Genomic DNA, 25,760 nt, shown 5'->3' with positions numbered 1-25,760 from the left:
GATTGTCACGTGCCGTTCTCCTCACCCAACGGCGGTACACCGGCTATGGTTCGGGAACGACCGCCGGCCCAGACCGCAGGATGAGCCGTCCCTGGCCCGGTCGCGTCCGGAAACGCGCCCCTGGAAACAGCCGAAGCACCGGCCCCACAGCGGGTCCGATGCTTCGGCGTTGGATGACAGGTCCCTGCCTGGCCGGCAGGGACCTCGATCTGGCCCCGTCGTCAAACGACGAAGAAGTCCTGGTAGGTCAGCTTGAGGTTCTTCGAGAGCTGCGCGATCTCCACCGCCGCCTCGGAGCCCGACCCGTCGGCATCGTAGCTGAGGATTCCCGTCTTCTTGTTGTAGATCAGGTAGTCGTCCTTCTCCTTGGCCTTGGTGCCGGCGACGAAGAACTCCTTGTTCAGCTGCGTCGGGTTCGACAACGTGCCGCTCCCGAGCTTCTTGAACACCGCGTTGTCGAGCCAGAGGCTGTCGTACTTGACGTTGAAGTCCTTGATCGTGTCGAAGTTCACCTTGCGGTTGGTGCTGGCGCTGCCGATCTTGTCCGCGAACACGAAGGCGTCGCTGCCGGCATTGCCGTAGAGGATGTCGTTGCCGCTGTCGCCGTCGATCACGTCGTCTCCGGCGCCGCCATAGACCGTGTCGTTGCCGCCGCCGCCATAGACATGGTCGTTGCCGCTGTCACCATAGACCCGGTCGTTGCCGGAGCCGCCATAGACCCGGTCGTCGCCGGCGCCGCCATAAACCCGGTCGTTGCCGCTGTCGCCGTAGACGTAATCGTCGCCGCTCTCGCCGTAGACCTTGTCGCTCCCGACACCGCCATAGAGCTTGTCGTCGCCGCCACGCCCCTTAATCACGTCGTTGCCGCCGAGGCCCTTCATGACGTTGATGTTGTCATTGCCGATGAGGGTGTTCCCCTTCGAGTTGCCGTTGCGGAACTCAGTCGGAACCTCGGAAACGATCGGACCGCTCGGAGTGCCGGGCGTTCCGGGGTTGCTTGGCGTGGCAGGGGTGCCAGGATTGGTTGGAGCTACGGGGTTGGCCTCCCACACGCCGTTGTTCAGGCGGCCATCGGAGAACTGCAGGATTTCAACTCCTTTGAGCGTGTCGACCTCTCCGTTCTTATTCGTTACGGTGAGGCCTACATTGGTTTGAGCGAACGTGTAGTCAGCCCCGACGCCTGAATAGATGGCCGTATCGGTACCAGCTCCGCCATCCAAGGTGTCGTTGCCGAGACCACCTTGCAGTGTATCGTCGCCGTCATGACCATAGAGCTTATTGGCAGCATCGTTTCCGAGTATGAAGTTGCCGAGTTCGTTGCCTACCCCTTCGATGACATCCCCCTGAAGGACCAGATTCTCGACATATTGACTCAGTGTGTAGCTGACCGTCGTATAGATCGTGTCGGTTCCTCCACCAGCGTACTCTGCGACAACAGCCTTTGAGTTATAGACGTAATAGGTGTCATTGCCGGCTCCCCCCGTCATCAGGTCCTCGCCGCCCTTGCCGTCCAGAATGTTGTTGCCGGAATTACCTGTGATGACGTTCTTCGACGAGTTTCCAGTGCCGTTGATATTGCCCGATCCCTGGAGGATCAAGTTCTCGACCTGAGCGGAGAGTGTATAGCTCACAGTGCTGTAAACCGTATCAATCCCACCTAGGGAAATGCCACCGACGTTGTTTGCTTTCTCGATAATGATGTCATCGGCAGAGTCTACGTAGTAAATGTCATTGCCGTTGCCGCCCGTGAGCTTGTCAGCGCCGGCTCCGCCGTCCAGGGTATCGTCGCCGTCCAGCCCTTCGAGCTCGTTGGAGAGATGATTGCCCGTCAACTTGTTGGCGAGTTCATTTCCGGTGCCATTCATGCCTTTTCCGGTGGTAGAAGAAACTTTGTCTCCGATGATCGTGAGGTTCTCAACGTTGGCTTTCAGAGTGAAGTTCGTCGTCGACTGCACATGATCGATTCCTCCGTCGGCCTCCTCGATTACGATATCTTTCGAGTGATTCACGATGTAAGTATCGTTCCCGCCAAGACCGCGCAGTTCCTCGCCATTCGGGCCGCCGCTGATGGTGTCATTGCCGTCTGTCCCGATCCAGACATCTTGGTAGCCGGGGGCCGAAATTCGCCCTGAGAACGCGCCTTCCACGTCGTTGCCGCTGATGAACGTTATGGTAGCCGGATTGCCATCATCGTTCTTGGGTTCTTCTCGAATGCCGTATCGAGCTCTAATAGCACCGTCTGAGTAGATGATGTTATCTAGGACCTGAGTGTCCGTTGCATAGTACGTTTTTGGCAGTGCCTGGCCACGGCCATCCTCGAAGTCCGGGCGAAAGCGGATGTTCACCTCATCGTAGGCGTCGCTGGTATCCTGTGCGTTGTTGTAGATCGTGCTGTTTTTCAGTGTCGTATAGGTTGCGCCCTCGACCTTGACACCCTGGCGCATGTTGCCGAAGATAGTCGCTCCATCGATTGTCACGTGGTCCGACAGTTTGACCAGAATGCCTTCCTTGCCGTTGGCGTAGTAAGAGCCGCCGATGATCTGGACGCCGGACACCCATGGAATCGTCGTCGATCCCTTGGGTGGGATATCGCCGCGCTGAATCGTGATCCCAGCACCTCCGGAGAACTCACCATTATACATGTAGCGGAAGCCGTTTCCGTAGGCTTCATTGTTCTTCAGGACAAGGTTCAGGGTTTCGTTCTGGATGTTGAAACCGTGCCTGTCATTTGCATAAGACTTGTTGTTCTCATAGACGCCCCCAATAACAGCGTCTGCCACGAATCCATCGAGCCCGTTGTGGTGGGCGACGGAGTTCCGGATGACCATGTTGTAGGTCTTTTCGTGCGGGTTGAAACCGTAGGCCGTGCAGTTTCGTACCTCCACGCCGTCGATGGTGATATCCTTCTGAATGCGCGCTGGACCAACATCATCTGGATCGTCCTTGGCTCCGCAGATGAAGCCTGCCTGATGGCTGCCGAGGGCCTGCTTGTCGCGATTGCCGTCGATGATAAGATTCGAGATCTTAACGTTCTCGACATCCGTCAATGCTGTCCTTACGATTCCGTTGATCCGGGAATTGAAGTTGTCTTCCAGCTGAATGATCGTACCGCGGTTGCCAGAGCCGGTCAGCTCAACACCTGAGAGAAGCTCGATTGCTCCACGTGACGCGTTGTTCTGATCGCCCGTAACAACCCACTTGCCCTCGCTGAGTTGGACCTTCACCTGAACTCCGGTCGTTTGATACTCCTTGTTTGCCGCCACGATGGCCGCTTTGATCTTGGCCACGTTTTCAGATGCGCTGGTCGAAGGCCCGTTGACGAAAATAGTCATCGAAAAATCCTTATGGGTCTGCGTTTTCCGAGTCGGACTGATCGCGTGCGTCATCGTCACCGGAACCTCTCCAGTGCGCGCATTGCGAAAGCCGATTGTTGTGGGAGATGGCAGCCGGCTAAGCGGCGGCGTTCAGGTCTGCGTGTCTGGCGATCCGACGAAACGGCTCTTCCAAAAGGGGCAGGCGACCCGTCCGGGTCTTCGAGGCGGAACTGGCTTCCGCCTCGCTGGAAGTGATGAGCATCTGGACGTGTTCCTCTACAGTATCGGCCTGATTACCCAGGATTAAATAGGCAGATCCCGCGAAGTGAAATGGCTTTATTTCATACGCGTGGAGCAATTCCGAGTTAAAGGACGAACAGATATGAAGAGGTGTAATGCCGTCGAAGTATAATCCTACCTCGAATGGGATGAAGCCTTTTTGATAGGTGCCGCTACCCCTATGGATCACATGGTGGCGGAACTTTTGATCATTTGATCAGGTCGAAAAGATCTCCCGAGCATTGCGCGACCAAAATCAGCAGCAGAATGCCGATGAACCAGAGCCAGGAGCCGCGCCGCTGAGGCTGCGCGGCGGCCGGTTGCGGCGCCTGGGGCCTGATGACGGGGCGCGGCGGGGCGGGCAGCCGCTCGAGCAGTTCGGCGGAGGCGGCGGGGATCGTCCCGGCCCTGCCAATGAACCGGAAGCCCACCGGAATGCCGCCGACGAAATCGACCTCGGCCGGCTGCACCTCGGCTTCGTGATGAACCCACCAGTATTCCTTCCGATCATCCATTCTGCACCCCTCCAAAATCGGCCCGGCAGTCTTCCATTGAGGCTTGCTTGATCTAGAATTCCAGAACTCATAAAGCCAGCAGGCGAAAAGTTGAGCAGGTTTTCAGGAGATTTCATGAACGTTCTCGTGACAGGCGGGGCAGGGTACATCGGCGGCCACATGGTTCTGGCGCTGCTCGATGCCGGGCATAACCCGATCGTCTTCGACAACCTCTCGACCGGCTTCCGCTGGTCGGTTCCGGAGGGCGTACCCCTCGTTGTCGGCGACGTGGGCGATTACGAGGTCGTTCTCCGCACGCTGCAGCAGCACCGAATTGACGCCATCGCGCATTTCGCCGCCAAGCTCATCGTGCCGGAATCCGTCTCCGACCCGCTCGGCTACTATCTGAACAACACGGTCAAGAGCCGCTCCCTCATGGCGGCCGCAGTGGCCGCAGGCGTCGAGAAATTCGTGTTCTCGTCGACGGCGGCCGTCTACGGCGACACCTCCGACAAGCCGATCGACGAGGATGCGCCCCTGGGGCCCCTGTCGCCCTATGGCAGTTCGAAGCGGCTGACGGAAATCATGCTGCACGACGTCGCGGCCGCTCACGACATGCGCTACGTGGCCCTTCGCTATTTCAACGTGGCAGGCGCCGATCCGCTGATGCGCCACGGCCAGTCGACCGCGAACGCCACCCACCTGATCAAGGTGGCGGTGCAGACGGCGCTCGGCATGCGGTCCCACATGGAGATCTTCGGCACGGATTATCCGACGCCGGACGGCACCTGCATCCGCGACTACATCCATGTGAGCGATCTGATCGCGGCCCATGTGCAGGCGCTGACCCATCTCGACCAGGGCGGCGAGAGCCTCGTCATGAATTGCGGCTACGGGCACGGCTTTTCCGTCTCGGATGTCATCGAGACGGTGCGCAAGGTCTCCGGGAAACCCGTCGAGGCCCGGATCGGGCCGCGTCGGGCGGGCGACCCGTCGACGATCGTGGCGGACTCGACCCGGATCCGGGCCAAGCTGGGATGGGAGCCCCGCCTCGACGATCTCGCCACCATCGTGGAGCATTCCCTGAAATGGGAGACCATGCTTCGCGAGCGGAACCTCAAGCTCTGACGGGCGGTGGATTGCCGGCTGGCGCTAACAGCCGATTAAGAACCTCTGCCTCAAATGCTCCTCAGGCGCCGGGCCGATTCCCGGCGCCGCCGGACCAGGCGAGGGGGAGGACGAGGGCATGGGCGAGGACAGGGGATCGGGCGTCAACGGGATTCTGCTGCTGAACCGCCTGCTGCTGGCCGGCTGCTTCCTCCCGGTCGCCATCGGCCGCCTCTCAAACATTTCCGGGCTCGCCGCCGCCCTGACCCTGAAGGGCATGCCCTACGGCGACGTGGTGGCGACCCTGATCGTGCTCGCTGAGGTCTTTGGTCCCCTGGCCCTCATCTTCGGCTTCGCGCCGCGCCTGAGCGCCTCCGTTCTGATCGCCGCCCTGGTGGTGACGACCGGCACCCAGCACCGCTTCTGGGACTATGCCGGCCTCAACCGCCAGACGGAGCAGGCGGTGTTCCTCTCCCATCTCGGGGTCCTGGCCGCTCTCCTGTTCTACGCCCTCGTGGGGCCGGGAGCCTGGAGCTGGCAGGGCTGGTGGCGGGGGCTGAACGGCAAGGCCAAGCCGGCCAAGGGCAAGAAGAGGCAGCCGTCCCGTCCACGTGCGCCCAAGCCGCGTCCCACGCCCGTCCGCCCTGCGGCCGAGGAGGAAGAACTGGCGGACGCCGCGTGAGCGAAGCGGCGCTGAGGGCCCTGGACCGACTCGCTCCCGTCTGCGAGGCTCATGCCTTCATTCAGCCTCTTATCCGGGCCATAAAGCATTGCCGCGCCGTGCTTTTGCGCACGGGCAACGGTAATTTTTCAGGTTAGCAGTCGCGTCATGCTTCATTCGTCCGTGCGTAGTCTCCTTGCTCTTGCCGTCGCACTTGCGTGCGCGTCTCCGGCCGCGGCCCAGCAATCCCCCGATCCCCTGACCCGCTTCCTCGACGGCATCTTCAAGAAGCCGCAGGCCCCCGCCGGGAGCACCCCCCAACAGGCGGCTCCGCAGGCTGCTCCCCAGCAGCCCGCCCCACGGCCCCAGGCGCAGCCGCAGGCCAGGACGCAGCCGCCGACGGCCAAGCCGAACTCGACGGCTCAGAAGCCGCAGACCCCGCCCCAGCGGACCGCGCAGCCTCAGCCGAGCTCCAAGCCCCAGCCCGCGCCGCAGACGGCCGCGAAGCCCGAGCCGCCGCGAGCACCTGTAACCGAGAAGGCCGAGACGAAGCCGGCCGCCGTGCCGGAACCGCAGAAGCCGGCGCCCGAGCCCCCGGTTCAGGCGGCCGAACCGGCCAAGCCCGCCCCGCCGCCTCCGGCCAAGGTGGCGGAGCCGCCGAAGCCCGCCCGGGCGACACCCGCCCAGACCGTATCGGCGCCGACCTCGGTGGCCGCGCCTTCCTCGGCTCCGACGCCGACATCGCCGCCCGGGCCCCGCACGCCCGAGGAGGGGCTCGACCGGGTCAATGCCTATTTCAACAGCCTCGACGTGATGTCGGCCTATTTCGTCCAGAAGAACCCCAATGGCCAGCAGGCGGAGGGCACGCTCTCCATGCGCCGCCCGGGCCAGTTCCACTTCGCCTATGCGCCGCCCAGCACCCTCGAGGTGATCTCGGACGGGCGCAACGTGGCGATCCGCGACAAGAAGCTCGGCACCAACGATGTCTATCCGGTCGGGCAGACGCCTTTGAAGTTCCTCGTCCAGGACAACATCGACCTGGCGCGGGACACCAAGGTGCGCGACGTGCAGGTCGGGCGCGACGGCGTGGTGACGGTCCGGTTCGACGACAGCGCGACCCTCGGGGGCACCTCGAAGATCACCCTGCGCTACGACAGCCGGGCCAACACGCTCAAGCAATGGACCATCATCGACGCCCAGGGCTACGAGACCTCCGTGACCCTCTCGGGCGTCAACGCCACCTACCGCCGGGACGCGAGGGCCGGCCAGTAGAGGGCACCACCCGCCACCATTCGTCATGGCCGGGCTCGCCCCGGCCATCCCGATCAGCAGAGCACCACGCCATTCGTCGTCGGGGTCACCGGAACAGGCCCGGTGATGACGTGGTGTCTCAGGTCCTCACCGGCCGCCTGCGTGGAAAGAGCATCTTTTCGCCGGTTGGCATCTAGCGTGCGGGGAATTTCGGTTTAGAACACGTCCGAACATTCCTGGCAGGTGAGCATGGTGGATAGAGCAGCCCTTGGAGCCTATGCCGGTTACGTCCTCGAGGACGCGACCATCCCGGAACTGCCGAACCATTATCGCGGCAAGGTGCGCGACAACTACGACCTGCCGGACGGGCGGCGCATCATCATCGCGTCGGACCGCATCAGCGCCTTCGACCGCAACCTCGCGTCCATTCCCCTGAAGGGGCAGGTGCTGACTCAGACGGCCCGGTTCTGGTTCGAGGCGACCGCCGACATCTGCCCCAACCATGTGATCGAATATCCCGACCCCAACGTGCTGGTCGGCCGCAGGCTCACCATCCTGCCGGTGGAAATCGTGGTGCGCGACTATCTCGCCGGCACCACGGGCACGTCGATCCTGTCCCTGTACAAAAAGGGTGAGCGCGAGATGTACGGCATCCGTCTGCCCGACGGCATGCGTGACAACGAGAAGCTGCCTGAGACCATCATCACGCCGACGAGCAAGGCCTTCCACGGCGGGCACGACGAACCGCTTACCCCGGCCGAGATCGTCGGCCAGGGGCTTCTGAGCCAGGAGCAGTGGCGGACGGTTTCCGACTACGCCCTCGCGCTCTTCGCCCGGGGCCGGGAGATGGCACGCGAGCGCGGGCTGATCCTCGTCGACACCAAGTACGAGTTCGGCGTCGACGAGACCGGCACGATCATGATCGCCGACGAGATCCACACGCCGGATTCGAGCCGTTACTGGTTCCTGGACAGCTACCGGAGTCGCTTCGAGGCCGGCGAGAGGCCCGAGAGCTTCGACAAGGACTTCATCCGCACCTGGGTGGCGGCCCGCTGCGATCCCTACAAGGACGCGATTCCGGAGATCCCGCAGGACGTGGTGCTCGAGACCGCGCGCGTCTACATCGACGCCTTCGAGCGCATCACCGGTCAGGCCTTCCCATTGCCGGACCCGGCCGTCCCGGTGCTGGAGCGGGTGAGGGGGAATCTGAAAGGCTTCTTCTGAAGCCGGTTGACGGTGAGGCCCCGCGCACGTATTTTGCGCCCCATGATCACCGGTCGCACCAGCTTCGTGAATTATTTTACGCCGTCCCCATAGGGCGGCTCCGTTCGGTTGCGACCAAACGTTCGATGCCGCCGCTCTCCGGCGGCATCTTCATGTGGTGATCAGGTCTCCGGGCAGCGGCTCCCGCCAATCCCAGGAGACGACACGATGACGACCCCCAGATCCGACTTCCTGAAGACGCTCGCCGAGCGCGGCTTCATCCACCAATGCACCGATGTCGAAGCCCTCGACGCACGGCTCGCGGCCGGGCCGGTCGCTGCATACATTGGTTTCGACGCCACGGCGGACAGCCTGCATGTGGGCAGCCTCGTGCAGATCATGGCCCTGCGCTGGCTGCAGAAATGCGGCCACAAGCCTGTCGTGCTCATCGGCGGCGGCACCACGCAGATCGGCGATCCGAGCTTCCGCGATGCCAGCAGGCCGCTGCTCGACGACCGGCAGATAGCCCGCAACGCCGCCGGCCTGAAGCAGGTCTTCTCCCGCTACCTCGCCTTCGGCGACGGGCCGACCGACGCCGTGATGGTGGACAACGCCGCCTGGCTCGATCCCCTGCGCTACCTGCCGTTCCTGCGCGATTTCGGCACCCATTTCACGATCAACCGGATGCTGAGCTTCGACAGTGTGCGCCAGCGGCTCGAGCGCGAGCAGCCGCTCACCCTGCTCGAGTTCAACTACATGGTGCTCCAGGCCTTCGACTTCCTGGAGCTGTCGCGCCATCAGGCCTGCGAACTGCAGATGGGCGGATCGGACCAGTGGGGCAACATCGTCAACGGCATCGAGCTCGCCCGCCGCATCGACCAGCGCCAGCTCTTCGGGCTGACGACGCCGCTGCTCACCACCTCGGCTGGGGCCAAGATGGGCAAGACCGCGACCGGCGCGGTGTGGCTCAACGCCGAGAAGCTCAGCCCATACGCGTTCTGGCAGTTCTGGCGCAACACGGAGGACGACGACGTCGCCCGCTTCCTGCGCCTCTTCACGGAGCTGCCCCTCGACGAGGTGCATCGTCTCGGCCAGCTGAAGGGCTCCGAGATCAACGAGGCGAAGCGGATCCTGGCCAATGAGGCGACCTGTCTCGCGCACGGGGATGCGGCCGCGCGGGACGCCGCCGAGACGGCGCGCCGCGCCTTCGAGGAGGGCGAGAACGCGTCCGGGCTGCCGAGCATCGGCCTGTCCCGGTCCGAGCTCGATGCCGGTGTGACGGTCGCACAGCTGCTCGTGATGGCCGGGTTGTCCAGCTCCAAGAGCGAGGCGCGCCGCCTGGTGCTCAACAACGGTGCGCGACTCAACGGAACGGTCGTGCAGAATGCGGACGCCACCGTCGATCCCGCGGATCTCGCCGACGGATCGCTGAAGCTGACGGCCGGCAAGAAGCGCCACGTGCTGGTGCAGGTGAGCGGGTGAGAAAGCATGGCTCGGCCAGGAACGACATCCTCTCCCGTCGTGGCCGCACCCTCCCACGTCAGGTCACGGCCTCTCACGTCATGGCCGGGCTTGTGCCGGTGATGACGTGAGTGGGGCTTCGAGGGGGCTCATCCGGCGAATGGCTGCGCCGCCAGAAACCCCTTGACCACCTTCGCCGCGGCGCGGGCGCGCTCGACGGGCAGCATATGGGTCTCGCGCTCGAAGAGGTGCAGCCGGGCGGACGGGATGTGGCGGGCGGTCTCCTGGAGCGCCGCGACGTCGAAGAACGGATCGCGGGTCGCGCCGACGACCAGGGTCGGCGCGGCGATGTACGCGAGCCAGGACGGATCGCCGCCGAAATCCTCGCCCGCGACGGCATTGAGGCCGCGGACGATCACCGCAGGATCGTTCATCGTCTCGCGCAGCCGCGTCCGCTCCCGCCTGAATCGCCAGCGGATCAGCCAGTTGAGCCAGGGGCGGCGGAAGACCAGGCCGAACTCGTCGAGGAACCCTTCGAGGTCGCCCCGCCAGGCGCAGTCGATCTGCCGGTCGATGCTGCGGCGCCCCTCGGGCGAGAAGCGGTGGGCGCTCACCATCAGGATCAGCCGCTTCACCAGATCAGGATGATCCGCCGCGAGCCGCGCGGCCACGAAGCCGCCGAACGAGATGCCCATCACGGTCGCCGGGCCGATCTCGTCGCGCAGGATCCGCGCCACGTCGGTGACGATCGTCCCGATGGAATGGTCGGCTGACGGCACCGGGTCATAGCCCAGCACGTAGACCGGCCGGCCGGCGGGCAGCAGGCGCGCGATGCGCCTGGCATCCCGCTGCGCCCGGGCAGGGGTCGGTCGCCGGACGAAAGCCTGCCCACCGTTGAGCACGACGATGGGATCGGGCCCCGATCCCGATGTCACATAGGGTATTCTGTCGAGGAACAGACCTGTTTCGAAGGGTCTCATGGACGTGTCGCCGAAGAGCAAGCCCGGGCTGCGTCTGCTGTGATCGCGCTGTGCGGGATTGGCGAAAAACATCTGTCTTCGTCGGGGCCATGCCGATGCGTGGCCGCCAGGGCGCGCCAACCATGCGGCTGAAGCGGCAGGAAAGACAGGGATGAAGCCGGCGGACACTGGAAGAGTGGCGACGGCTGGCGGCCGGGACTGCATTCCTAAACGCACCCGACCGTTACGTCAACTGCCAAGTCCGCCGCCCGGTCAGGCGACGAGCGGAACGACCGGCAGGCTTTCGACGGCAGGCCTGGCGAAGAGGAAGCCCTGGAACAGGCTGATGCCGGCACCACGCAGTGTGGCGAGCTCCGCGTTCGTCTCGATGCCCTCGGCGATCACCGTGATGTCGAGGGCGCGGGCCATCACCAGGATGCCCGCGATGATCGCGCGGCGCGCGGCCGAGTCCGTGATGCCCCGGATGATTTCCATGTCGATCTTGATGAGGTCGGTCTGGAAGTTGGCGAGGAGGTTCAGGCCCGCGTGTCCGGCGCCGAAATCGTCGATGGCCGTGATGAAGCCGAGGCGCTTGTATTCCGCGATGATCCGGGCGACGTGCTTCGTGTCCGCCATCCGCTCGTTCTCGGTGAACTCGAACATGATCCGCCTCGCGTCGAAGCCCACGCGGCGGGCTGATTCCAGGGACGTCCGGATGCAGGCCGCGGGCTCGTAGACGGCGTTCGGCATGAAGTTGATGGACAGCCGCGTCTCCTCGGTGCGCGGGAAGAGGCGGCCCGCCAGTTCGATGGCCTTCACCCGGCAGGCCTGATCGAACTTGTATTGCAGGTGCTCATCGACCTGGCTCAGGATCTGCCCGGCGGATTGACCCTGCGTCCCCCGGACCAGCGCCTCGTAGCCCCAGACGGTGCCGCGGTCGAGATCGACGATCGGGTGGAACGCCATGGTGAAGTCGAACGGAAGCGGTTCGCTGTTCCGGCAGCCCTGGCATCCCACCTTCGTATCCACTGACAGTTCCGTTCCGACCATTGGAGAATTCCACGCGGGAATATGGGAGAAAGATCTTGCCATTGCCCTAACGTGAGGAAAGGCACATCGGGATCAGGAGCATTCGGGCAATCTTTCCGCCTGCCGTGGTCCGCGATCCTGCGTCGGGCTGACGGAGGTGCGTTTTCGCAACGAATGCGGGAGCCTTTCCATGACCAGCAGCCGGTTCGCCTTTCCGCCTCCGGGCGATGCGATCTTCCTGACCGACGGCGGTCTCGAGACGACGCTCGTCTTTCACGACGGGATCGATCTGCCCTGCTTTGCGGCCTTTCCACTTCTGCGCAGCGAGGAGGGGCGAGAAAGGCTTGAGAATTACTTCACGCCCTACATCCGCACGGCCGTGGAGCGGGACGTCGGCTTCATCCTCGACACGCCGACCTGGCGGGCCAACGCGGATTGGGGCGCCAAGCTCGATGTCTCGGTCGAGGACCTGTCCGAGCTGAACCGGGAGGCGGTGCGCTGGGCCGCCGGCCTTCGCGATCGCCTCTCCGATACCAGAGAGCGCATCCTGATCAACGGTGTCGTCGGTCCGCGCGGCGACGGCTATCGCGCCGACGCGCAGATGAGCGCGGAGGAGGCGCAGGCCTATCATGCGCCTCAGGTGGAAGCCTTTCGCGAGGGCGGGGCGGATATGGTCAGCGCCGTCACCATGAACTACGCGGAGGAGGCCATCGGCATCGCGCGGGCCGCGGAGGCTCTCGGCCTGCCGGTGGTGATCTCGTTCACGGTCGAAACCGACGGCCGGCTTGCGACCGGCGAGACGCTCCGGTCCGCCATCGAGCGGACGGATCGGGATACGGGCCATATCCCGGCCTATTACATGATCAACTGCGCGCATCCCAGCCACTTCGACGACATCCTGTCGGGCAGGGACGAATGGATCCGGCGCATCCGGGGGCTTCGCGCCAACGCGTCGGCGAAGAGCCATGCGGAACTCGATGAATCCACCGAGCTCGACCCGGGCGATCCCGACGACCTTGCCCGGCACTACCGGAGGCTGCGCGAGCGCATGACGCAGCTGTCGGTGCTCGGAGGGTGCTGCGGCACCGATCATCGTCATGTGGCGGCGATCTGCGAGGCCTGCGTTCCGGCCTCAGGCGGTGCCGTCTGACGAGGGTTCGCCGCCGGCCTTGTGCCGGTCCCAGGGCCAGCGGCCCTCGATCTCGACCTCCAGCGAGAAGCTGAGGAAGGTCCGGATCAGGACGATACCGCCGAGGATGAGCAGGCTCTGAACCGATGGCTCGATCGCCACCGTGTTGATGATGTCGGCCGCGACGAGGAACTCGAGCCCGAGCAGGATCGCGCGGCCCACATTCGAGCGGTAGAGATTGAAGGCTGCCGACCCCGATCGCCCGTGCAGGACCTGCCAGAGGACCGCGAGACTCGCTCCGAGAATGCCCAGGACGATGATGGCGATCCCGCCGACCTCGATGGCGCGGGTCGTCAGTTTGAGCGCTGAGAAAAACCATTCGTCCATGAGCGATCCCTGGAGCGATCCTTGAGCTTCATGGACATAGATTCATAGGACAGTTCGGCGAAGCCTCCAGGGGGAGGGACGCCCGGGCCGATCGCACGTTCGTCAGCACCGGCCTCGTGCCGGTGATCTCGATCCGAGAGGCGTCACGCTCAAAACAATCGGGATGGCCGGCACGAGGCCGGCCATGACGGGGGAGGGTGAAGAGGCGACGATAGAGCCGGGCTCGCTACCGGATCACGTGAAGCCTGGCTTGCTCGGCAGGCCCATGCGCTTGAACATCCTCACCACCGGGCACAGGCCCGTGAAGGACGCCTGCACCAGATGGGCGCCGAGGAGCCCGGTGAGCCAGAGCCAGTGGATATTCACGTAGACGGCGAGCAGGACGCTCACGATGATGAGCCCGCCGACGGTCAGAAGGATCGCACGTTCGACTGTCATGACCACGCCTCCAGGAGAGACGCGGCGATTCTACAGCACGGCTGACGGGAGCAAAAGAAAAAGGGCCAGCCGTCGGCTGACCCTTTTGATCCCGATGCGGTCGTCTCAATAGGCCGACGAGACCCGCGCTCCGTCCTCCACGTCGAACAGGCGCTGGCCCTGCAGGACGACCACGGGCGAGCCGACGGGCACGCGGCTGTAGAGGTCGATGATGTCCTGGTTGAACAGGCGGATGCAGCCGCTCGACACGGACTGGCCGATGGACCAAGGCTCGGTGGTGCCGTGGAGCCGGTACATGGTGTCCTGGCCGTTGTTGTAGAGGTAGAGCGCGCGCGCTCCGAGCGGATTGCTCAGGCCGCCCTCCATACCGCCGGCCCAGCGGGCATTGCGCTCGGGCTCGCGGCGGATCATGGAGGCGGTCGGAGTCCAGCGCGGCCACATGGCCTTGCGGCCGATGCGGGCGCGGCCGCTCCAGGCCAGGCCTTCCTTGCCGACGCCGATGCCGTAGCGGATCGCCCGGCCGCCCTCGCGCACGAGATAGAGATGGCGCGCCTCGGTGTCGACCACGATGGTGCCGGGTTCCTCGCGGCCGTAATAGGCCACCTCGCGGCGCAGGAAGCGCGGGTCGACTTCGGAGATGTCGGTGGCGGGCAGCGGATGCGGCTCGTCCGGCCGGGGTCCGTACATGGCGGCATAGGCGGGATCGATGCGGCGCACGGCTTGCTGCGGAGGGGCTTGCGTGGTGACGCAGGCCGCCAGGGCCATCGGAAGGAGAACCGCCGCAAAGCGGATCGCGTTTTTCAACGGTGACGGGCACGAAGCCAAGGCAGCAAACATCAGTGGGGTGACCTGCAGTTTCTGTTTTTGGGGTTCATCTGCCGGTGTTCGGAAGCGGCAGCATTACTCATGAAGAGACATAGCCTAGCCGGTGACGACAAGGTGGATCTCACATGGCGCAAATGTGGCAAAGGTCCAGTGTTGTTTGCAAGACACAGTATTTTGAACGACCCGATCCATTTGGATCGCAACGAGTTAACTCTTTCGTGAGGCCCGTTAAGGTTTTTGTCCCAATTCATGCAACGAGTGAGCGTTGATCATGCACCGCCCTTCCATTCAGATGCTCACGGTGTGCGGCATCTCGGAACTTCCGGACCAGCGCGAACGGTCCGTGACGCATGTCCTGTCCATTCTCGACCCGGATCACCCCGATCCGGAGGTCTTTGAAGCCTACGATCCGCATCACCGAACGATCCTGCGCTTCCACGACATCATCCTGCCGATCCCGGGCATGATCCTGCCTGCGCGAACGGACGTGGAGGCCATTCTCCGCTTCGGGGACGAGGTGGGCGAGGGGCGGGCCGACCGGGCCGAGGGTCACCTGCTCGTCCATTGCCACATGGGCGTCTCGCGCTCGACCGCCGCGATGCTGACGCTCATGGCGCAGTCCAATCCGGGCGAAGGCGAGGACGCGTTGTTCGAGCGCCTCGTAGAAATCCGGCCCCAGGCCTGGCCGAATTCCCGCATGGTCGATTTCGCCGACGGGCTTCTGTCGCGCGACGGGCGGCTCACCGAGGCCCTGCGGCGGCACTACGGACGCCAGATCCGCCGCAGGCCGGATTATGTGCGGATCATGCACGATCTCGGCCGCGGCCGCGAGGTCGAGATGGCAGCGTGAGGGGGCGGGATGAGGCATCGACCGTCTTCGTCATCGCCGGCCTCGTGCCGGTGATCCCGATCGGAAAGACACGGCGCTTCACATGAGCGGGATGGCCGGGACAAGCCCGGCCATGACGGGCAAAGGTGTCTACCGCCCCGGCGCCTTTCCCAACGCGCCGAACTTCGCGTCCGGCTTCACCGGGAGCGGCGCGGCCTCGTCGTTCGCCAGCTCCTCGATGATCGGGCAATGCGGGCGCGCATCCCCGTGGCAGTTGTTGGCGAGATGCTTCAGGGTCGAGGCCATCTCCTGCAGTTCCCGAATCTTGCGCTCGAGCACGCCGACATGGTCGAGCGCGATGGCCTTCACGTCCTTGCTCGCCCGGTCGCGGTCCTGCCACAGGGACACGAGATCGGCGATCTGCTCGACCGAGAAGCCGAGATCGCGCGAGCGCCGGATGAAGCGCAGGGTGTGCACGTCATGATCAGAATAGACCCGGTAGCCGGATTCCGTGCGCACGGTCTTCGGGATCAGCCCGATGGATTCATAGTAGCGGATCATCTTGGCCGAAACGCCGGACGCCGCGGCGACCTGCCCGATATTCATGCGACACCTTCGACGGTTCGAGAGCGGGGGAGGGCGTGCCCCGATGCGGCCGGAGCCTTGAAGCGGCGCAGGCGCAGGGCGTTGCCGAGAACGAAGACGCTGGACAGCGCCATGGCGCCGGCCGCGATGACCGGCGACAGCAGGGTGCCGTCGACCGGATAGAGCACGCCGGCCGCCACTGGGATCAGCAGGACGTTGTAGGCGAAGGCCCAGAACAGGTTCTGCCGGATGTTGCGAATCGTCGCCTTCGACAACGCGATGGCGTTGACCACGCCGCGCACATCGCCCGACATGAGCACCACGTCGGCGCTCTCGATGGCGATGTCCGTCCCGGTCCCGATGGCGATGCCGATATCGGCCTCCGCCAGGGCCGGCGCGTCGTTGATGCCGTCGCCCACGAAGGCGATCGGGCCGTGCTGCCCGCGCAGGCGCTTCACCGCCTCGACCTTGCCGTCAGGCAGCACCTCGGCCTCGACTTCGTCGATCCCGATCCGCTTTGCGATCGCCTCGGCGGTTCTGCGGTTGTCGCCGGTGATCATGGCGACCTTCAGCCCGAGCGCGTGCAGAGCCGCGACCGCTTCCGGGCTCGACGGCTTGATCGGATCCGCGACCGCCACGATGGCCGCGAGCCTACTGTCGATGGCGGCATAGAGCGGGCTCTTGCCCTCGGCGCCCAGGCGGGCTGCGATGTCGCCGAAGCCGGTGACGCTCAGCCCGAGCTTCGTCATGAAGCGGTCCGCTCCGACGGCCACTCTCCGCCCCTCGACCGAGGCCGAGACGCCGAAGCCCGGCTCGGCCTCGAAGCCTTCCGCGGGCGGCAGGGCGAGACCCCGCCGCTCGGCGGCCGCCACGATGGCCTGCGCGACCGGGTGCTCGGAGCGGCTCTCCACGGCGGCGACCAGCCGCAGCGCTTCGGCCTCGGAGACGCCGGGCGCGGTCACGAAGTCGGTCAGCTCGGGGCGTCCTTCCGTGAGGGTGCCGGTCTTGTCGAGGGCCACGACTCTGACCTCCTTGAGGCTCTGGAGGGCCTCGCCCTGCCGGAAGAGCACTCCGAGCTCCGCCGCCCGTCCGGTTCCGACCATGATCGAAGTCGGGGTCGCCAACCCCATGGCGCAGGGGCAGGCGATGATCAGCACGGCCACCGCATTGACCAACGCGAACGTGAGGGCCGGGTCGGGGCCGACGAGGAGCCAAACGACGAAGGTGAGGGCGGCGGCCGCCATGACGGCGGGCACGAACCAGGCGGTCACCCGGTCGACGAGGGCTTGGATCGGCAGCTTCGACCCTTGAGCCTGCTCGACCATCCGGATGATCTGGGCCAGGACCGTGTCGGCTCCGATCCGGGTGGCCCGGAACGTGAAGCTGCCGGTTCGGTTGATGGTACCTCCCACCACTTCGCTACCAGGGGATTTCTGGGCCGGGACCGGCTCTCCGGTGATCATGGATTCATCGACGAAGGAAGATCCTTCCACCAATTCACCATCGACCGGGACCTTCTCGCCGGGGCGGACCTGGACGAGATCGCCGCTCAGAACCTGGTTGAGGGGAATCTCCAGCGCCTCGCCGCTCCGGACCACCCGGGCCGTCTTCGCCTGGAGACCCATGAGGCGCTTGATCGCCTCCGAGGTGCGGCCCTTGGCCTTGGCTTCGAAGAAGCGGCCCAGCAGGATCAGGGTCACGATGACGGCGGCGGCCTCGTAATAGACGTTCTCCATAGGGGCCGGCAGGACCCCAGGCAGGAAGGTCGCCACCACCGAATAGGCATAGGCCGCGCTCGTGCCGAGGGCGACCAGCGAGTTCATGTCCGGGGCCCTGCGCAGGAGGGCAGGGATGCCCTTTCGGAAGAAGCGCAGACCCGGACCGAACAGGACCAGGGTGCTCAGGGCGAATTGCAGGTACCAGCTGTTGCGGTGCCCCAGCGTTCCCATGATCCAGTCATGGACGGCCGGGATGACGTGGGAGCCCATCTCAAACCCGAAGACCGGCAGGGTGAGAGCCGCGGCGACCAGCAGGGACCGCCGAAGGCCGGCGATCTCCGCCTCCCGGGCCGCCCGCTCGCGATCGGCCCGTCCGTCTTCCGGCCGGATCACCGTGGCCTCGTAGCCAGCCTGTTCGACGGCTCCGATCAGACGCCCCACGATGTCCGGGTCGCCGAGATAGCGGATGGAAGCCCGCTCCGTCGCAAGATTGACGGAAGCATCGGCGACGCCCGGGACGCGCTTGAGCGCCTTCTCGACCCTGTTGACGCAGGACGCGCAGGTCATGCCGTCGATCTTCAGCTCGAGCGCATCTTCGGAGGGCTCGTAACCTGCGGCCCGGATGGCGTCAGCGACTCCCGTGGGCGTGATCGCGGAGGGCACGAACTCCACATGGGCCCGTTCTGTCGCAAGGTTGACGTTGGCCGCCGTGACGCCCTCCACCGAGCGGATCGCCTTCTCCACGCGACCGACGCAGGAGGCACAGGTCATGCCCTGGATGGAAATATCGATAGTGTCGATCGGAACGGTCTTGCCGGCGGCCATGGTGAGTCTCCTGGTCCTCATATGGGACGAGCGTGTAATCCTTCCAATCATGGGAAGGTCAAGGGGCGTGAAAAACCGTTCCAAGGAGACCCAGATCAGACGCCTGCCAGGGTTGCGCCGAGGGAACCAGGGTCGAGTTTGGGTCATTGATCCGACACGTTTGCCGCTTAGGCGGCAGGTGAATTCCTGCTTGTGCCGAACGACGCGGTGCATTTACCTGTCACGAATGATTGAGCCGGTGCCGACCTTTGAAGCATAGCGACAAACAGGGGCGAACCCTTCGGATCCTCACCTACAACGTCCATCGCTGGCTCGGCACGGACAGGCAGATCTCCCCACAGCGGATCGCAGAAGTCATTGCGTCCTGCGATCCGGACATCGTGGCGTTGCAAGAGGTTCGCGTCGGCCGGGTGCGGTCCGGAGAGATCGATCAGGCGGCTGCCGTGGCGTCCCGCCTCGGGATGGACCTCCATTTTCAGCCGACGATCCGGATCCTGGGCGAGCAATACGGCATCGCCGTCCTGACCCGCCATGCCTCGAAGATCGTCAAGTCCGGGCGTCTGCCCACGCAGTCGACGCGGCCCTCCTTCGAGAAGCGCAGCGCCCTCTGGGTTGCCGTCGAGGTGGACGGCCAGGCCATCCAGGTGGTCAATGCCCATCTGTCGCTGCGCTCCGGAGAACGGCGTACCCAGGCGTCCGCCCTCATCGGGTCGGATTGGATCGGCCACCCGGATTGCGGCGATCCGGCTGTGTTGCTGGGCGACTTCAACGCGCCGCCATATTCGCGGTCCTACCGGATGATCGCGAACCGGATGCAGGACGCCCAGCTTTCCAACTCTTTCGGAGAGCCGCAACCGACCTTCCACACCCGGGCGCCGGTCCTGCGCCTCGACCATGTCTTCGTGACAAAGTCTATCGAAGTGATCGATGCCGGGCCTGTCCGCAATCCTTTGACCCGGGTCGCATCGGACCATTTCCCGCTCCTGGCGGAACTGCGCGTGCGCAAACGCCAGGGAACGTCCGCCGCAAGCCAAGCCCGCGAGGGCGAGCTTCTCTGAGGGGTGTCGCCGGATCGGAAGCGCCGGACGGCCGCGCGACCCTGTGACGTTTCAAAGCCCTTGCCACGGAACTTCAGGGCGGCTAGGCACCCGGTGCCATGCTTCCCGTTTCCGTTTTCATCATTGCCAAGAACGAGGCCGACCGGATCGGAGCCACCATCCGTGCGGTCCGCGGACTGACGGACGATATCGTCGTGGTCGACTCGGGCTCGACGGATGGAACCCAGGCGGTGGCCCAGGACCTCGGTGCTCGGGTGATCTTCAATCCCTGGCCGGGCTACGGTCTCCAGAAGCGCTTCGCGGAGGACCAGTGCCGTTACGAGTGGCTGTTGAACCTGGATGCGGACGAGGAGGTCTCGCCGGAGCTGCTCGCCGAGATGCGGGCGCTGTTCGCCCATGGGGAGCCGGCCCGCCAAGCCTATGGAATCCGCATCGCCGAGACCTATCCCGGGGAGAGCGCTCCGCATCCGCTGGCGTACCGGATCGCCCCGGTCCGCCTCTATCGCCGGGATGCCGGCCGGTATTCGTCCTCGCTCGTTCATGATCGAGTCGACCTGAAGCCTGGGACCAAGGTCGGGAAGCTGAAGGGCCTGGTGCACCACCGGTCGGTGCGCTCCCTTGGGGACCAGCTGGCCAAGCTCAACAGCTACGCCGATCAGCAGGCGGTCGATCTCGAGGTCAGGGGCATCTCGATTCCGACCTGGCGGGTCTATTTCGAATTCCCGGCCGCGTTCCTGAAGGTCTATTTCGGCCGGTTGCACTTCCTGCGCGGAACCTATGGTTTCCTGATCTCCATGAACTACGCCACATGGCGCCACCTGCGGCTGGCGAAGCACTACGAGCGCAAGCGCCTGGGTGCGCTCGCAAAGTCGGGCGCGAGAGCCGAGCGGGCGTGACCGGGGCCAGAGATCAGAGGGCGACGACGACCTGGATCTCGAGCTTGTAGTCGGGGTTGGCCAGCCTCGCCTCGACACACGCGCGGGCCGGAGCCTGACCCGGAATGATCCAGGAGTCCCAGACGGCATTCATGGCGCCATAATCGGACATATCCGCCAACCAGATCATCGCGTGCAGGAGCTTGGCTTTGTCGCTGCCGATCTCGGCCAGCGACTGCTCGATCTGCTCGAGGATGTCCCGGGTCTGCTCGGAGACCGAATGCCCTAGAGTGGTCTCTGGCACGTAGCCAGAGAAACGGGCCGTTCCATCGTGGATCACGAGATCGCTGTAGCGTGCGGCGACCCCGATGCGGCGGATGTCTGTCACGATTCTGCTCTCCCATGTCCGATTGCCGATCCGGCTCCTACCACAAGCGGAGAACGGGTGACAGCTACGAACTCCAGTCGAGTCAGGGGTGACGCGCCCGATTCCACTGACCGGAGGAGTCCACAGGAGTACCGTTGCTCCGTCCCGACGATCGCTCCGAGCGTGCTGGGGCGTTTGAAACGCCTAACCGTCGTCACGTGCTCCGCCGCTCGATCAGGACATGGCCGGTATCGATAATTCGCGCACTTCCCTCCGGGCGTTCGCCCTGGATGCTGTTGAGTATCAGCCGGGCGACCTCCCTTCCGATCAGATCACCCGAGGGGCGAATCGTGGTCAGGGAAGGGATGCATGAGGCGCTGAAGTCCAGATCGCCGAAGCCGACGACCGCAATATCGTCCGGAACGGTGATTCCTCGACGCTGACACTCGAAGAGCACGCCCAGGGCGATCAGATCGTTCGAGCACGCGATGCCGTCCAGATTCGGGATCCGCTCAAGGGCACGGGTCAGAAGGAGGGAGCCGGCCTCGACGGTAGCAGCGCCGGGATGATTGATGATCTCGTACGATAGGACGTCTCCCATGCGGGCCGTCTCGGCAAAACCGCTCGCGCGCTTCTCGGCGCGATGGTCCTCCTGCATGCGCGCGCCGAGGAAGACGATGGCCCGGCGGCCCTTCGACAGGAGATGTCTCGCGGCGGACGCGCCCACATGCGGGTGCGAGAAGCCGACGGCCATGTCGATCGGCTTCCCTCCGAGCTCCCACATTTCGACCACGGGCACGCCGCTCGCCTGCAGGAGCTTTCGGGTCTCGGCGCTGTGGGACAGCCCCGTCAGGACCACGGCGGCCGGCGCCCAGGAGAGCGCCGTTCGGACCAAGGCCTCCTCCTGATCTTCGCCGTATTCGCTATGGCCGAGGAGCACCTGAAGGCCCTCCGCGGCCAGTTCCGATTGGAGCGTCGAGACTGTTTCGGCGAAGAAGGCGTTGCGGATGGAGGGAACGATGATGCTGACGACCTTCGAGGATGCTGCAGCCAACCCACCCGCCACCAGATTGGGAACGTAGCCCAGAGTCGAGATGGCGCGGGCGATCTCCTGCCCGGCCGCAGCCGAGACGGCGGCGGGTTTGCGAAGATAAAGCGAGACCGTGGAAGGGGACACCTGCGCGAGCTTGGCCACGTCCATCATCGTGACACGCTGCATCTTGCGCCGCTTACGGGTGCCGCGAGTCTGCAAGCTGCTGCTATCGGCGTCCATCGGCTTCCCTATTTTCGTAGCGCTTCGATGGAAGAAGCTCTCCTAAATATAGGACAGAAGGCTCGCATATCAAACGAAAAAGCGCCGTACCGCTCGTTTTCGATAGATTTTTCAGAACGGCCGAGCCGTCAGCAAGCATTCTTGGTCAATTGGAGAAGCCTCTTGCGTGCTGCTTATCGTAGCGCTATGATGATTTCATAGACTAAATCGACCTGGGATCAATCGCAGGGGCGCAGGCGTGCCGGCTTGGAGCGCGGCGCAAAACAACAGGGAGGGAGCATGTCGTCAGTCAGCTTCCGTAAGCTTGAGAAGAGTTATGGTGCGCTTCGGATCGTGAAGGGAATCGACCTGGAGATCGCCGACCGCGAATTCGTCGTGCTGGTCGGTCCGTCCGGCTGCGGAAAGTCGACGACCTTGCGCATGCTCGCTGGCCTCGAGAGCATCAGCGACGGCGAGATCCGAATCGGCGACAAGGTGGTGAACCGGCTGCCACCGCGCGAGCGCGATATCGCCATGGTGTTCCAGGACTACGCCCTCTACCCGCACAAGACCGTCTACGAGAACATGGCTTTCAGCCTGAAGGTCCGCGGTGTCCCGGCGGCCGACATCCAGCCCCGTATCGCACAGGCGGCCGAGATGCTGGGCATCTCCCAACTGCTCGACCGCAAGCCGAGCCAGCTCTCCGGCGGGCAGCGCCAGCGCGTGGCCATGGGGCGGGCCATCGTGCGCCGTCCCCAGGTCTTTCTGTTCGACGAGCCGCTCTCGAATCTCGATGCCAAGCTGCGTGGTCAGGTCCGAACCGAGATCAAGCGCCTCCATCAGGCCATCGGCACAACGATCATCTACGTGACGCACGACCAGGTCGAGGCGATGACTCTGGCGGACCGCATCGTAATCCTGAAGGGCGGCGAGATCGAGCAGGTCGGCACGCCCGATGAGGTCTACAACACTCCGGCGAGCGTGTTCGTGGGTGGGTTCATCGGATCCCCTGCCATGAATTTCGCCAAAGGTACGATCCACGGCGGGGCCGTGGTGTTCGATGGCGGTTCCAGCATTCCGCTTCAGAGCCGCCCGGCGGGACAGGCAGGCGCGCTCGAGGGGCGCGACGTCGTCGTCGGCATCCGTCCCGAGCATTTCCTGCCGTCGGGCGAAGGCCAGCCCCTGTCCGGAAGAGTGCAGGTCGTGGAGCCGCTGGGCTCCGATACCCTGATCCATTTCGCTCTCGGTTCGTCCACGCTGACCGCGCGCGTCGCGCCGGAGATGCGGCCGAGCCCTGGGGAGACGCTGTCCATCGGTGTCGATCCCTCCCGAATCCACCTGTTCGATGCGGCGACGGAACGGGCCCTCGTCTGAGGGGCCATGGCAATAAAAAGAGCCGGCAAGGCACCGGCTCCGACAAAACTTAAAGGAGGAAATGATGATCGTGAACAGAACCATGAAACTGCTTCTGGCCGGCGCGGCCCTCACCCTGACGGCCTCAGCCGCCGTGGCCCAGACCAATCTGCGCGTGTTCGTGTCCAGCCAGCATCGTCCGGATGTCTGGCGCAAGGCCTTCGACATGTACGAGGCCAAGAACCCGAACGTGAAGGTGACCATCGAGACCGGGGGCAACACGTCCGAGGCGCAGGCGCAGTACCTCAACACCGTCATGACTGCGAAGGATTCTTCGCTCGATGTCATGATTCTCGATGTGATCCGCCCGGCGCAGTATGCGGCAGCCGGCTGGACCGTGCCATTCAACGAGGTGCTCGGCGGTGACGCCGATGCCTACATGAAGCGTTACCTGCCGGCCTATGCCGAAGCGAACACCGTCGAGGGCAAGGTCGTGGCGCTGCCGGCCTTCGCCGATGCCATGTTCCTCTACTACCGCAAGGATCTTCTCGAGAAACACGGGATCCAGCCGCCGCAGACCTGGGACGAGCTTGCGACCGCGGCCAAGAAGGTCACCGAATCCGAGAAGGATACGAACCTCCAGGGGCTCTCCTTCCAGGGCAAGGCAATCGAGGGCGCGGTCTGCACCTTCCTGCTGCCGTACTGGAGCATGGGAAAGCAGTTGGTCTCCAACGGCAAGCTGTCCTTCGACAAGGAAGCCGCGGTGAAGTCGCTGAAGCTGTGGAAGGACTTTGTCGACCAGGGTGTCGCCAAGAAGAACATCGCGGAAGTCGCGACCGATGACACGCGCAAGGAATTCCAGGCCGGCAACGTGCTGTTCGCCGTCAACTGGTCGTACGCCTGGGGGCAGTTCCAGGGCGCCGAATCCGCCGTGAAGGACAAGGTCGGGGTCGTGAAGCTTCCCGCCGTGCAGGGCGGCCAGCCGGCCTCCTGCCTGGGCGGCTGGGAATGGGGAGTGTCCGCCTATTCCAACAACAAGACCGAAGCGCAGAAGTTCGTTCAGTATCTGTCGAGCCCCGAGACCTCGGAGTTCATGGCGATCAACGCCGCTCTGCTTCCGCAATTCCCCGATGTCTACACCGATGCGGACGTGACCAAGGCGGTTCCGTGGTTTGCCAGCGCCCGACCGGTTGTGGAGACCGCGAAGGCCCGGCCGGTGACGCCCCGCTACAACGAGGTGAGCGACATCATCCGGACCACGGTCAACGCCGTTTTGGCCGGGCAGTCCACACCTGAGGAAGGCGCCACGCAGATGGAAGGTCGTCTGCGCCGCGTTCTGCGCTAACCCGCATCCACACCCATCGGATGGATGCCCTCAGGCATCCATCCTCAACGTTGCACCCGGGCAGGATCACGACGATGGCAACGGCGAGCGAAACTACCTTGGTTACGGCGCGTAATGAGAGCGGCACGAAGTGGTGGACGCGGTTCCTGGATCCGAGCGAGCGCACCCTCGCCATGCTGCTGCTGCTGCCGGCGGCACTGCTGCTGGCGCTCATCATCGTCTATCCGGTCTGCCGCCTGGTCTGGACCAGCTTCCAGAACCTGTCGCTGACATCGGGCGCGCCGGCTGCCTTCGCAGGACTCGAGAACTACTCGCTCATGCTCGAGGATCCCGTGTTCTGGGAGACGACCTGGAACACGGTTCTCATCACGCTGATCACGGTCCCGGGCGCATTGCTCGTCGGCCTCGCTCTCGCCCTGATGGCGAACCTGCCGTTCAAGAGAAAATGGCCGGTTCGTCTCTCGCTCCTGATCCCATGGGCGCTGCCGCTCTCGTTCGCCGGCCTCATCTTCGCGTGGTTCTTCCATTCCGAATACGGCGTCGTCAATGATGTGCTGGGCCGTCTTGGCTTCGAGGGCGTGATCTGGTTCAACTCCGCCAATTGGGCCTTCGCGGCGATCTGCCTGACGATCATCTGGAAAACCTCGTCGTTCATGGCGCTCATCATCCTGGCCGGTCTCCAGACGATTCCGCGCTCCCTCTACGAGGCGGCGGACGTGGACGGGGCAGGGCGCCTGAGGCAGTTCTTCGAGATCACGCTGCCCCTGCTCAAACCCTCCATCGTCGTGGCGCTGATCTTCCGCACCATCACGGCGCTGCAGACTTTCGACATTCCCTTCACCATGACGCGCGGCGGTCCCGGGACCTCCACCGCGACCCTTGCCATGTACATCCACCAGAACACGGTCGACTTCCTCGATCTCGGCTACGGCTCCGCGCTCGCGGTGTTCATGTTCGTGCTGTCCATGGGCGTGACGGCCGTCTACCTGCGCATGATCCGGGCCAAGGGGTGATAG

General features: G+C 64.4%; 24 protein-coding genes. 13 read left to right on the top strand and 11 right to left on the bottom strand.

What is annotated here, in order from left to right:
• Nucleotides 1-221: 221 nt before the first annotated feature.
• Nucleotides 222-3,287: a calcium-binding protein gene (locus HPT29_RS16555; RefSeq protein ID WP_173949281.1), complete on the bottom strand. Its 3,066-nt coding sequence runs from the start codon at nucleotides 3,285-3,287 to the stop codon at nucleotides 222-224.
• Between HPT29_RS16555 and HPT29_RS16550 the strand changes: the two genes are divergently transcribed.
• Nucleotides 3,280-3,621, top strand: coding sequence for a hypothetical protein (locus tag HPT29_RS16550; RefSeq protein WP_173949282.1), 342 nt, complete (start codon nucleotides 3,280-3,282; stop codon nucleotides 3,619-3,621). The genes HPT29_RS16555 and HPT29_RS16550 overlap by 8 nt on opposite strands.
• A gap of 181 nt (nucleotides 3,622-3,802) precedes the next feature.
• Here HPT29_RS16550 and HPT29_RS16545 read toward each other — a convergent pair whose 3' ends face one another.
• Complete coding sequence (locus HPT29_RS16545) at nucleotides 3,803-4,108, bottom strand: hypothetical protein (RefSeq protein WP_173949283.1); 306 nt, start codon at nucleotides 4,106-4,108, stop codon at nucleotides 3,803-3,805.
• A gap of 114 nt (nucleotides 4,109-4,222) precedes the next feature.
• Here HPT29_RS16545 and galE point away from each other — a divergent pair, with 114 nt between their 5' ends.
• The 5 genes from galE to tyrS all read left to right on the top strand — a co-directional run bounded on the left by galE (nucleotide 4,223) and on the right by tyrS (nucleotide 9,791).
• Entirely contained in the window at nucleotides 4,223-5,215 is a 993-nt protein-coding gene (gene galE, locus HPT29_RS16540) for a UDP-glucose 4-epimerase GalE (protein ID WP_173949284.1), read from the top strand.
• Between the two features lie 118 nt (nucleotides 5,216-5,333).
• Nucleotides 5,334-5,876, top strand: coding sequence for a DoxX family protein (locus HPT29_RS16535; protein ID WP_173949285.1), 543 nt, complete (start codon nucleotides 5,334-5,336; stop codon nucleotides 5,874-5,876).
• A 147-nt stretch (nucleotides 5,877-6,023) separates the two neighbouring features.
• Nucleotides 6,024-7,127 (top strand): LolA family protein, encoded by a 1,104-nt coding sequence (locus tag HPT29_RS16530; protein ID WP_173949286.1) that lies wholly within the window; start codon nucleotides 6,024-6,026, stop codon nucleotides 7,125-7,127.
• Between the two features lie 228 nt (nucleotides 7,128-7,355).
• Complete coding sequence (locus tag HPT29_RS16525) at nucleotides 7,356-8,330, top strand: phosphoribosylaminoimidazolesuccinocarboxamide synthase (protein WP_173949287.1); 975 nt, start codon at nucleotides 7,356-7,358, stop codon at nucleotides 8,328-8,330.
• A 207-nt stretch (nucleotides 8,331-8,537) separates the two neighbouring features.
• On the top strand, nucleotides 8,538-9,791 hold the full coding sequence (tyrS, locus tag HPT29_RS16520; protein ID WP_173949288.1) for a tyrosine--tRNA ligase: 1,254 nt from the start codon (nucleotides 8,538-8,540) through the stop codon (nucleotides 9,789-9,791).
• Between the two features lie 128 nt (nucleotides 9,792-9,919).
• On the opposite strand, the gene HPT29_RS16515 is transcribed toward tyrS, so the two are convergent.
• Both HPT29_RS16515 and HPT29_RS16510 read right to left on the bottom strand, forming a co-directional pair.
• Nucleotides 9,920-10,750, bottom strand: a complete 831-nt coding sequence (locus HPT29_RS16515) for an alpha/beta fold hydrolase (RefSeq protein ID WP_173949289.1) — start codon at nucleotides 10,748-10,750, stop codon at nucleotides 9,920-9,922.
• A 252-nt stretch (nucleotides 10,751-11,002) separates the two neighbouring features.
• Nucleotides 11,003-11,695, bottom strand: coding sequence for an EAL domain-containing protein (locus tag HPT29_RS16510; protein ID WP_247654711.1), 693 nt, complete (start codon nucleotides 11,693-11,695; stop codon nucleotides 11,003-11,005).
• Nucleotides 11,696-11,948: 253 nt separating this feature from the next.
• Here HPT29_RS16510 and HPT29_RS16505 point away from each other — a divergent pair, with 253 nt between their 5' ends.
• Nucleotides 11,949-12,908 (top strand): homocysteine S-methyltransferase family protein, encoded by a 960-nt coding sequence (locus HPT29_RS16505; protein WP_173949291.1) that lies wholly within the window; start codon nucleotides 11,949-11,951, stop codon nucleotides 12,906-12,908.
• Here HPT29_RS16505 and HPT29_RS16500 read toward each other — a convergent pair.
• The 3 genes from HPT29_RS16500 to HPT29_RS16490 all read right to left on the bottom strand — a co-directional run bounded on the left by HPT29_RS16500 (nucleotide 12,891) and on the right by HPT29_RS16490 (nucleotide 14,549).
• The gene (locus tag HPT29_RS16500) at nucleotides 12,891-13,274 is read right to left on the bottom strand and encodes a DUF1622 domain-containing protein (protein WP_173949292.1); all 384 of its coding nucleotides are present in this window, start codon (nucleotides 13,272-13,274) and stop codon (nucleotides 12,891-12,893) included. The two genes, HPT29_RS16505 and HPT29_RS16500, sit on opposite strands and share 18 nt — an antisense overlap.
• 234 nt (nucleotides 13,275-13,508) lie before the next feature.
• Nucleotides 13,509-13,712 (bottom strand): YgaP family membrane protein, encoded by a 204-nt coding sequence (locus HPT29_RS16495; RefSeq protein WP_173949293.1) that lies wholly within the window; start codon nucleotides 13,710-13,712, stop codon nucleotides 13,509-13,511.
• 105 nt (nucleotides 13,713-13,817) lie between these two features.
• Nucleotides 13,818-14,549: a L,D-transpeptidase gene (locus tag HPT29_RS16490; protein WP_173949294.1), complete on the bottom strand. Its 732-nt coding sequence runs from the start codon at nucleotides 14,547-14,549 to the stop codon at nucleotides 13,818-13,820.
• A 259-nt stretch (nucleotides 14,550-14,808) separates the two neighbouring features.
• Between HPT29_RS16490 and HPT29_RS16485 the strand changes: the two genes are divergently transcribed.
• Entirely contained in the window at nucleotides 14,809-15,387 is a 579-nt protein-coding gene (locus tag HPT29_RS16485) for a tyrosine phosphatase family protein (RefSeq protein WP_173949295.1), read from the top strand.
• A 129-nt stretch (nucleotides 15,388-15,516) separates the two neighbouring features.
• Here the strand turns inward: HPT29_RS16485 and cueR are convergent, their stop codons facing one another.
• Both cueR and HPT29_RS16475 read right to left on the bottom strand, forming a co-directional pair.
• Nucleotides 15,517-15,972, bottom strand: coding sequence for a Cu(I)-responsive transcriptional regulator (gene cueR, locus HPT29_RS16480; RefSeq protein WP_173949296.1), 456 nt, complete (start codon nucleotides 15,970-15,972; stop codon nucleotides 15,517-15,519).
• Complete coding sequence (locus HPT29_RS16475; protein ID WP_173949297.1) at nucleotides 15,969-18,494, bottom strand: heavy metal translocating P-type ATPase; 2,526 nt, start codon at nucleotides 18,492-18,494, stop codon at nucleotides 15,969-15,971. Before HPT29_RS16475 ends, cueR begins: the two co-directional genes overlap by 4 nt.
• 248 nt (nucleotides 18,495-18,742) lie before the next feature.
• Between HPT29_RS16475 and HPT29_RS16470 the strand changes: the two genes are divergently transcribed.
• Both HPT29_RS16470 and HPT29_RS16465 read left to right on the top strand, forming a co-directional pair.
• Nucleotides 18,743-19,552, top strand: coding sequence for an endonuclease/exonuclease/phosphatase family protein (locus tag HPT29_RS16470; RefSeq protein ID WP_173949298.1), 810 nt, complete (start codon nucleotides 18,743-18,745; stop codon nucleotides 19,550-19,552).
• Between the two features lie 98 nt (nucleotides 19,553-19,650).
• Entirely contained in the window at nucleotides 19,651-20,448 is a 798-nt protein-coding gene (locus tag HPT29_RS16465; RefSeq protein WP_173949299.1) for a glycosyltransferase family 2 protein, read from the top strand.
• A 13-nt stretch (nucleotides 20,449-20,461) separates the two neighbouring features.
• On the opposite strand, the gene HPT29_RS16460 is transcribed toward HPT29_RS16465, so the two are convergent.
• Both HPT29_RS16460 and HPT29_RS16455 read right to left on the bottom strand, forming a co-directional pair.
• Nucleotides 20,462-20,815, bottom strand: a complete 354-nt coding sequence (locus HPT29_RS16460) for a RidA family protein (RefSeq protein ID WP_173949300.1) — start codon at nucleotides 20,813-20,815, stop codon at nucleotides 20,462-20,464.
• 193 nt (nucleotides 20,816-21,008) lie between these two features.
• On the bottom strand, nucleotides 21,009-22,013 hold the full coding sequence (locus tag HPT29_RS16455; protein ID WP_259060102.1) for a LacI family DNA-binding transcriptional regulator: 1,005 nt from the start codon (nucleotides 22,011-22,013) through the stop codon (nucleotides 21,009-21,011).
• Between the two features lie 333 nt (nucleotides 22,014-22,346).
• Here HPT29_RS16455 and HPT29_RS16450 point away from each other — a divergent pair, with 333 nt between their 5' ends.
• The 3 genes from HPT29_RS16450 to HPT29_RS16440 all read left to right on the top strand — a co-directional run bounded on the left by HPT29_RS16450 (nucleotide 22,347) and on the right by HPT29_RS16440 (nucleotide 25,757).
• Nucleotides 22,347-23,420, top strand: coding sequence for an ABC transporter ATP-binding protein (locus HPT29_RS16450; protein ID WP_173949301.1), 1,074 nt, complete (start codon nucleotides 22,347-22,349; stop codon nucleotides 23,418-23,420).
• A 64-nt stretch (nucleotides 23,421-23,484) separates the two neighbouring features.
• On the top strand, nucleotides 23,485-24,744 hold the full coding sequence (locus tag HPT29_RS16445) for an ABC transporter substrate-binding protein (RefSeq protein WP_371823225.1): 1,260 nt from the start codon (nucleotides 23,485-23,487) through the stop codon (nucleotides 24,742-24,744).
• Between the two features lie 74 nt (nucleotides 24,745-24,818).
• Nucleotides 24,819-25,757 (top strand): carbohydrate ABC transporter permease, encoded by a 939-nt coding sequence (locus tag HPT29_RS16440; protein WP_173949302.1) that lies wholly within the window; start codon nucleotides 24,819-24,821, stop codon nucleotides 25,755-25,757.
• Nucleotides 25,758-25,760 lie beyond the last annotated feature (3 nt).

It is taken from the genome of Microvirga terrae (assembly GCF_013307435.2).
Classification (GTDB): Bacteria; Pseudomonadota; Alphaproteobacteria; order Rhizobiales; family Beijerinckiaceae; genus Microvirga; species Microvirga terrae.
The sequence above is the reverse complement of the archived record's forward strand: the minus strand, read 5'-3'. Positions and strand labels throughout refer to the sequence as shown.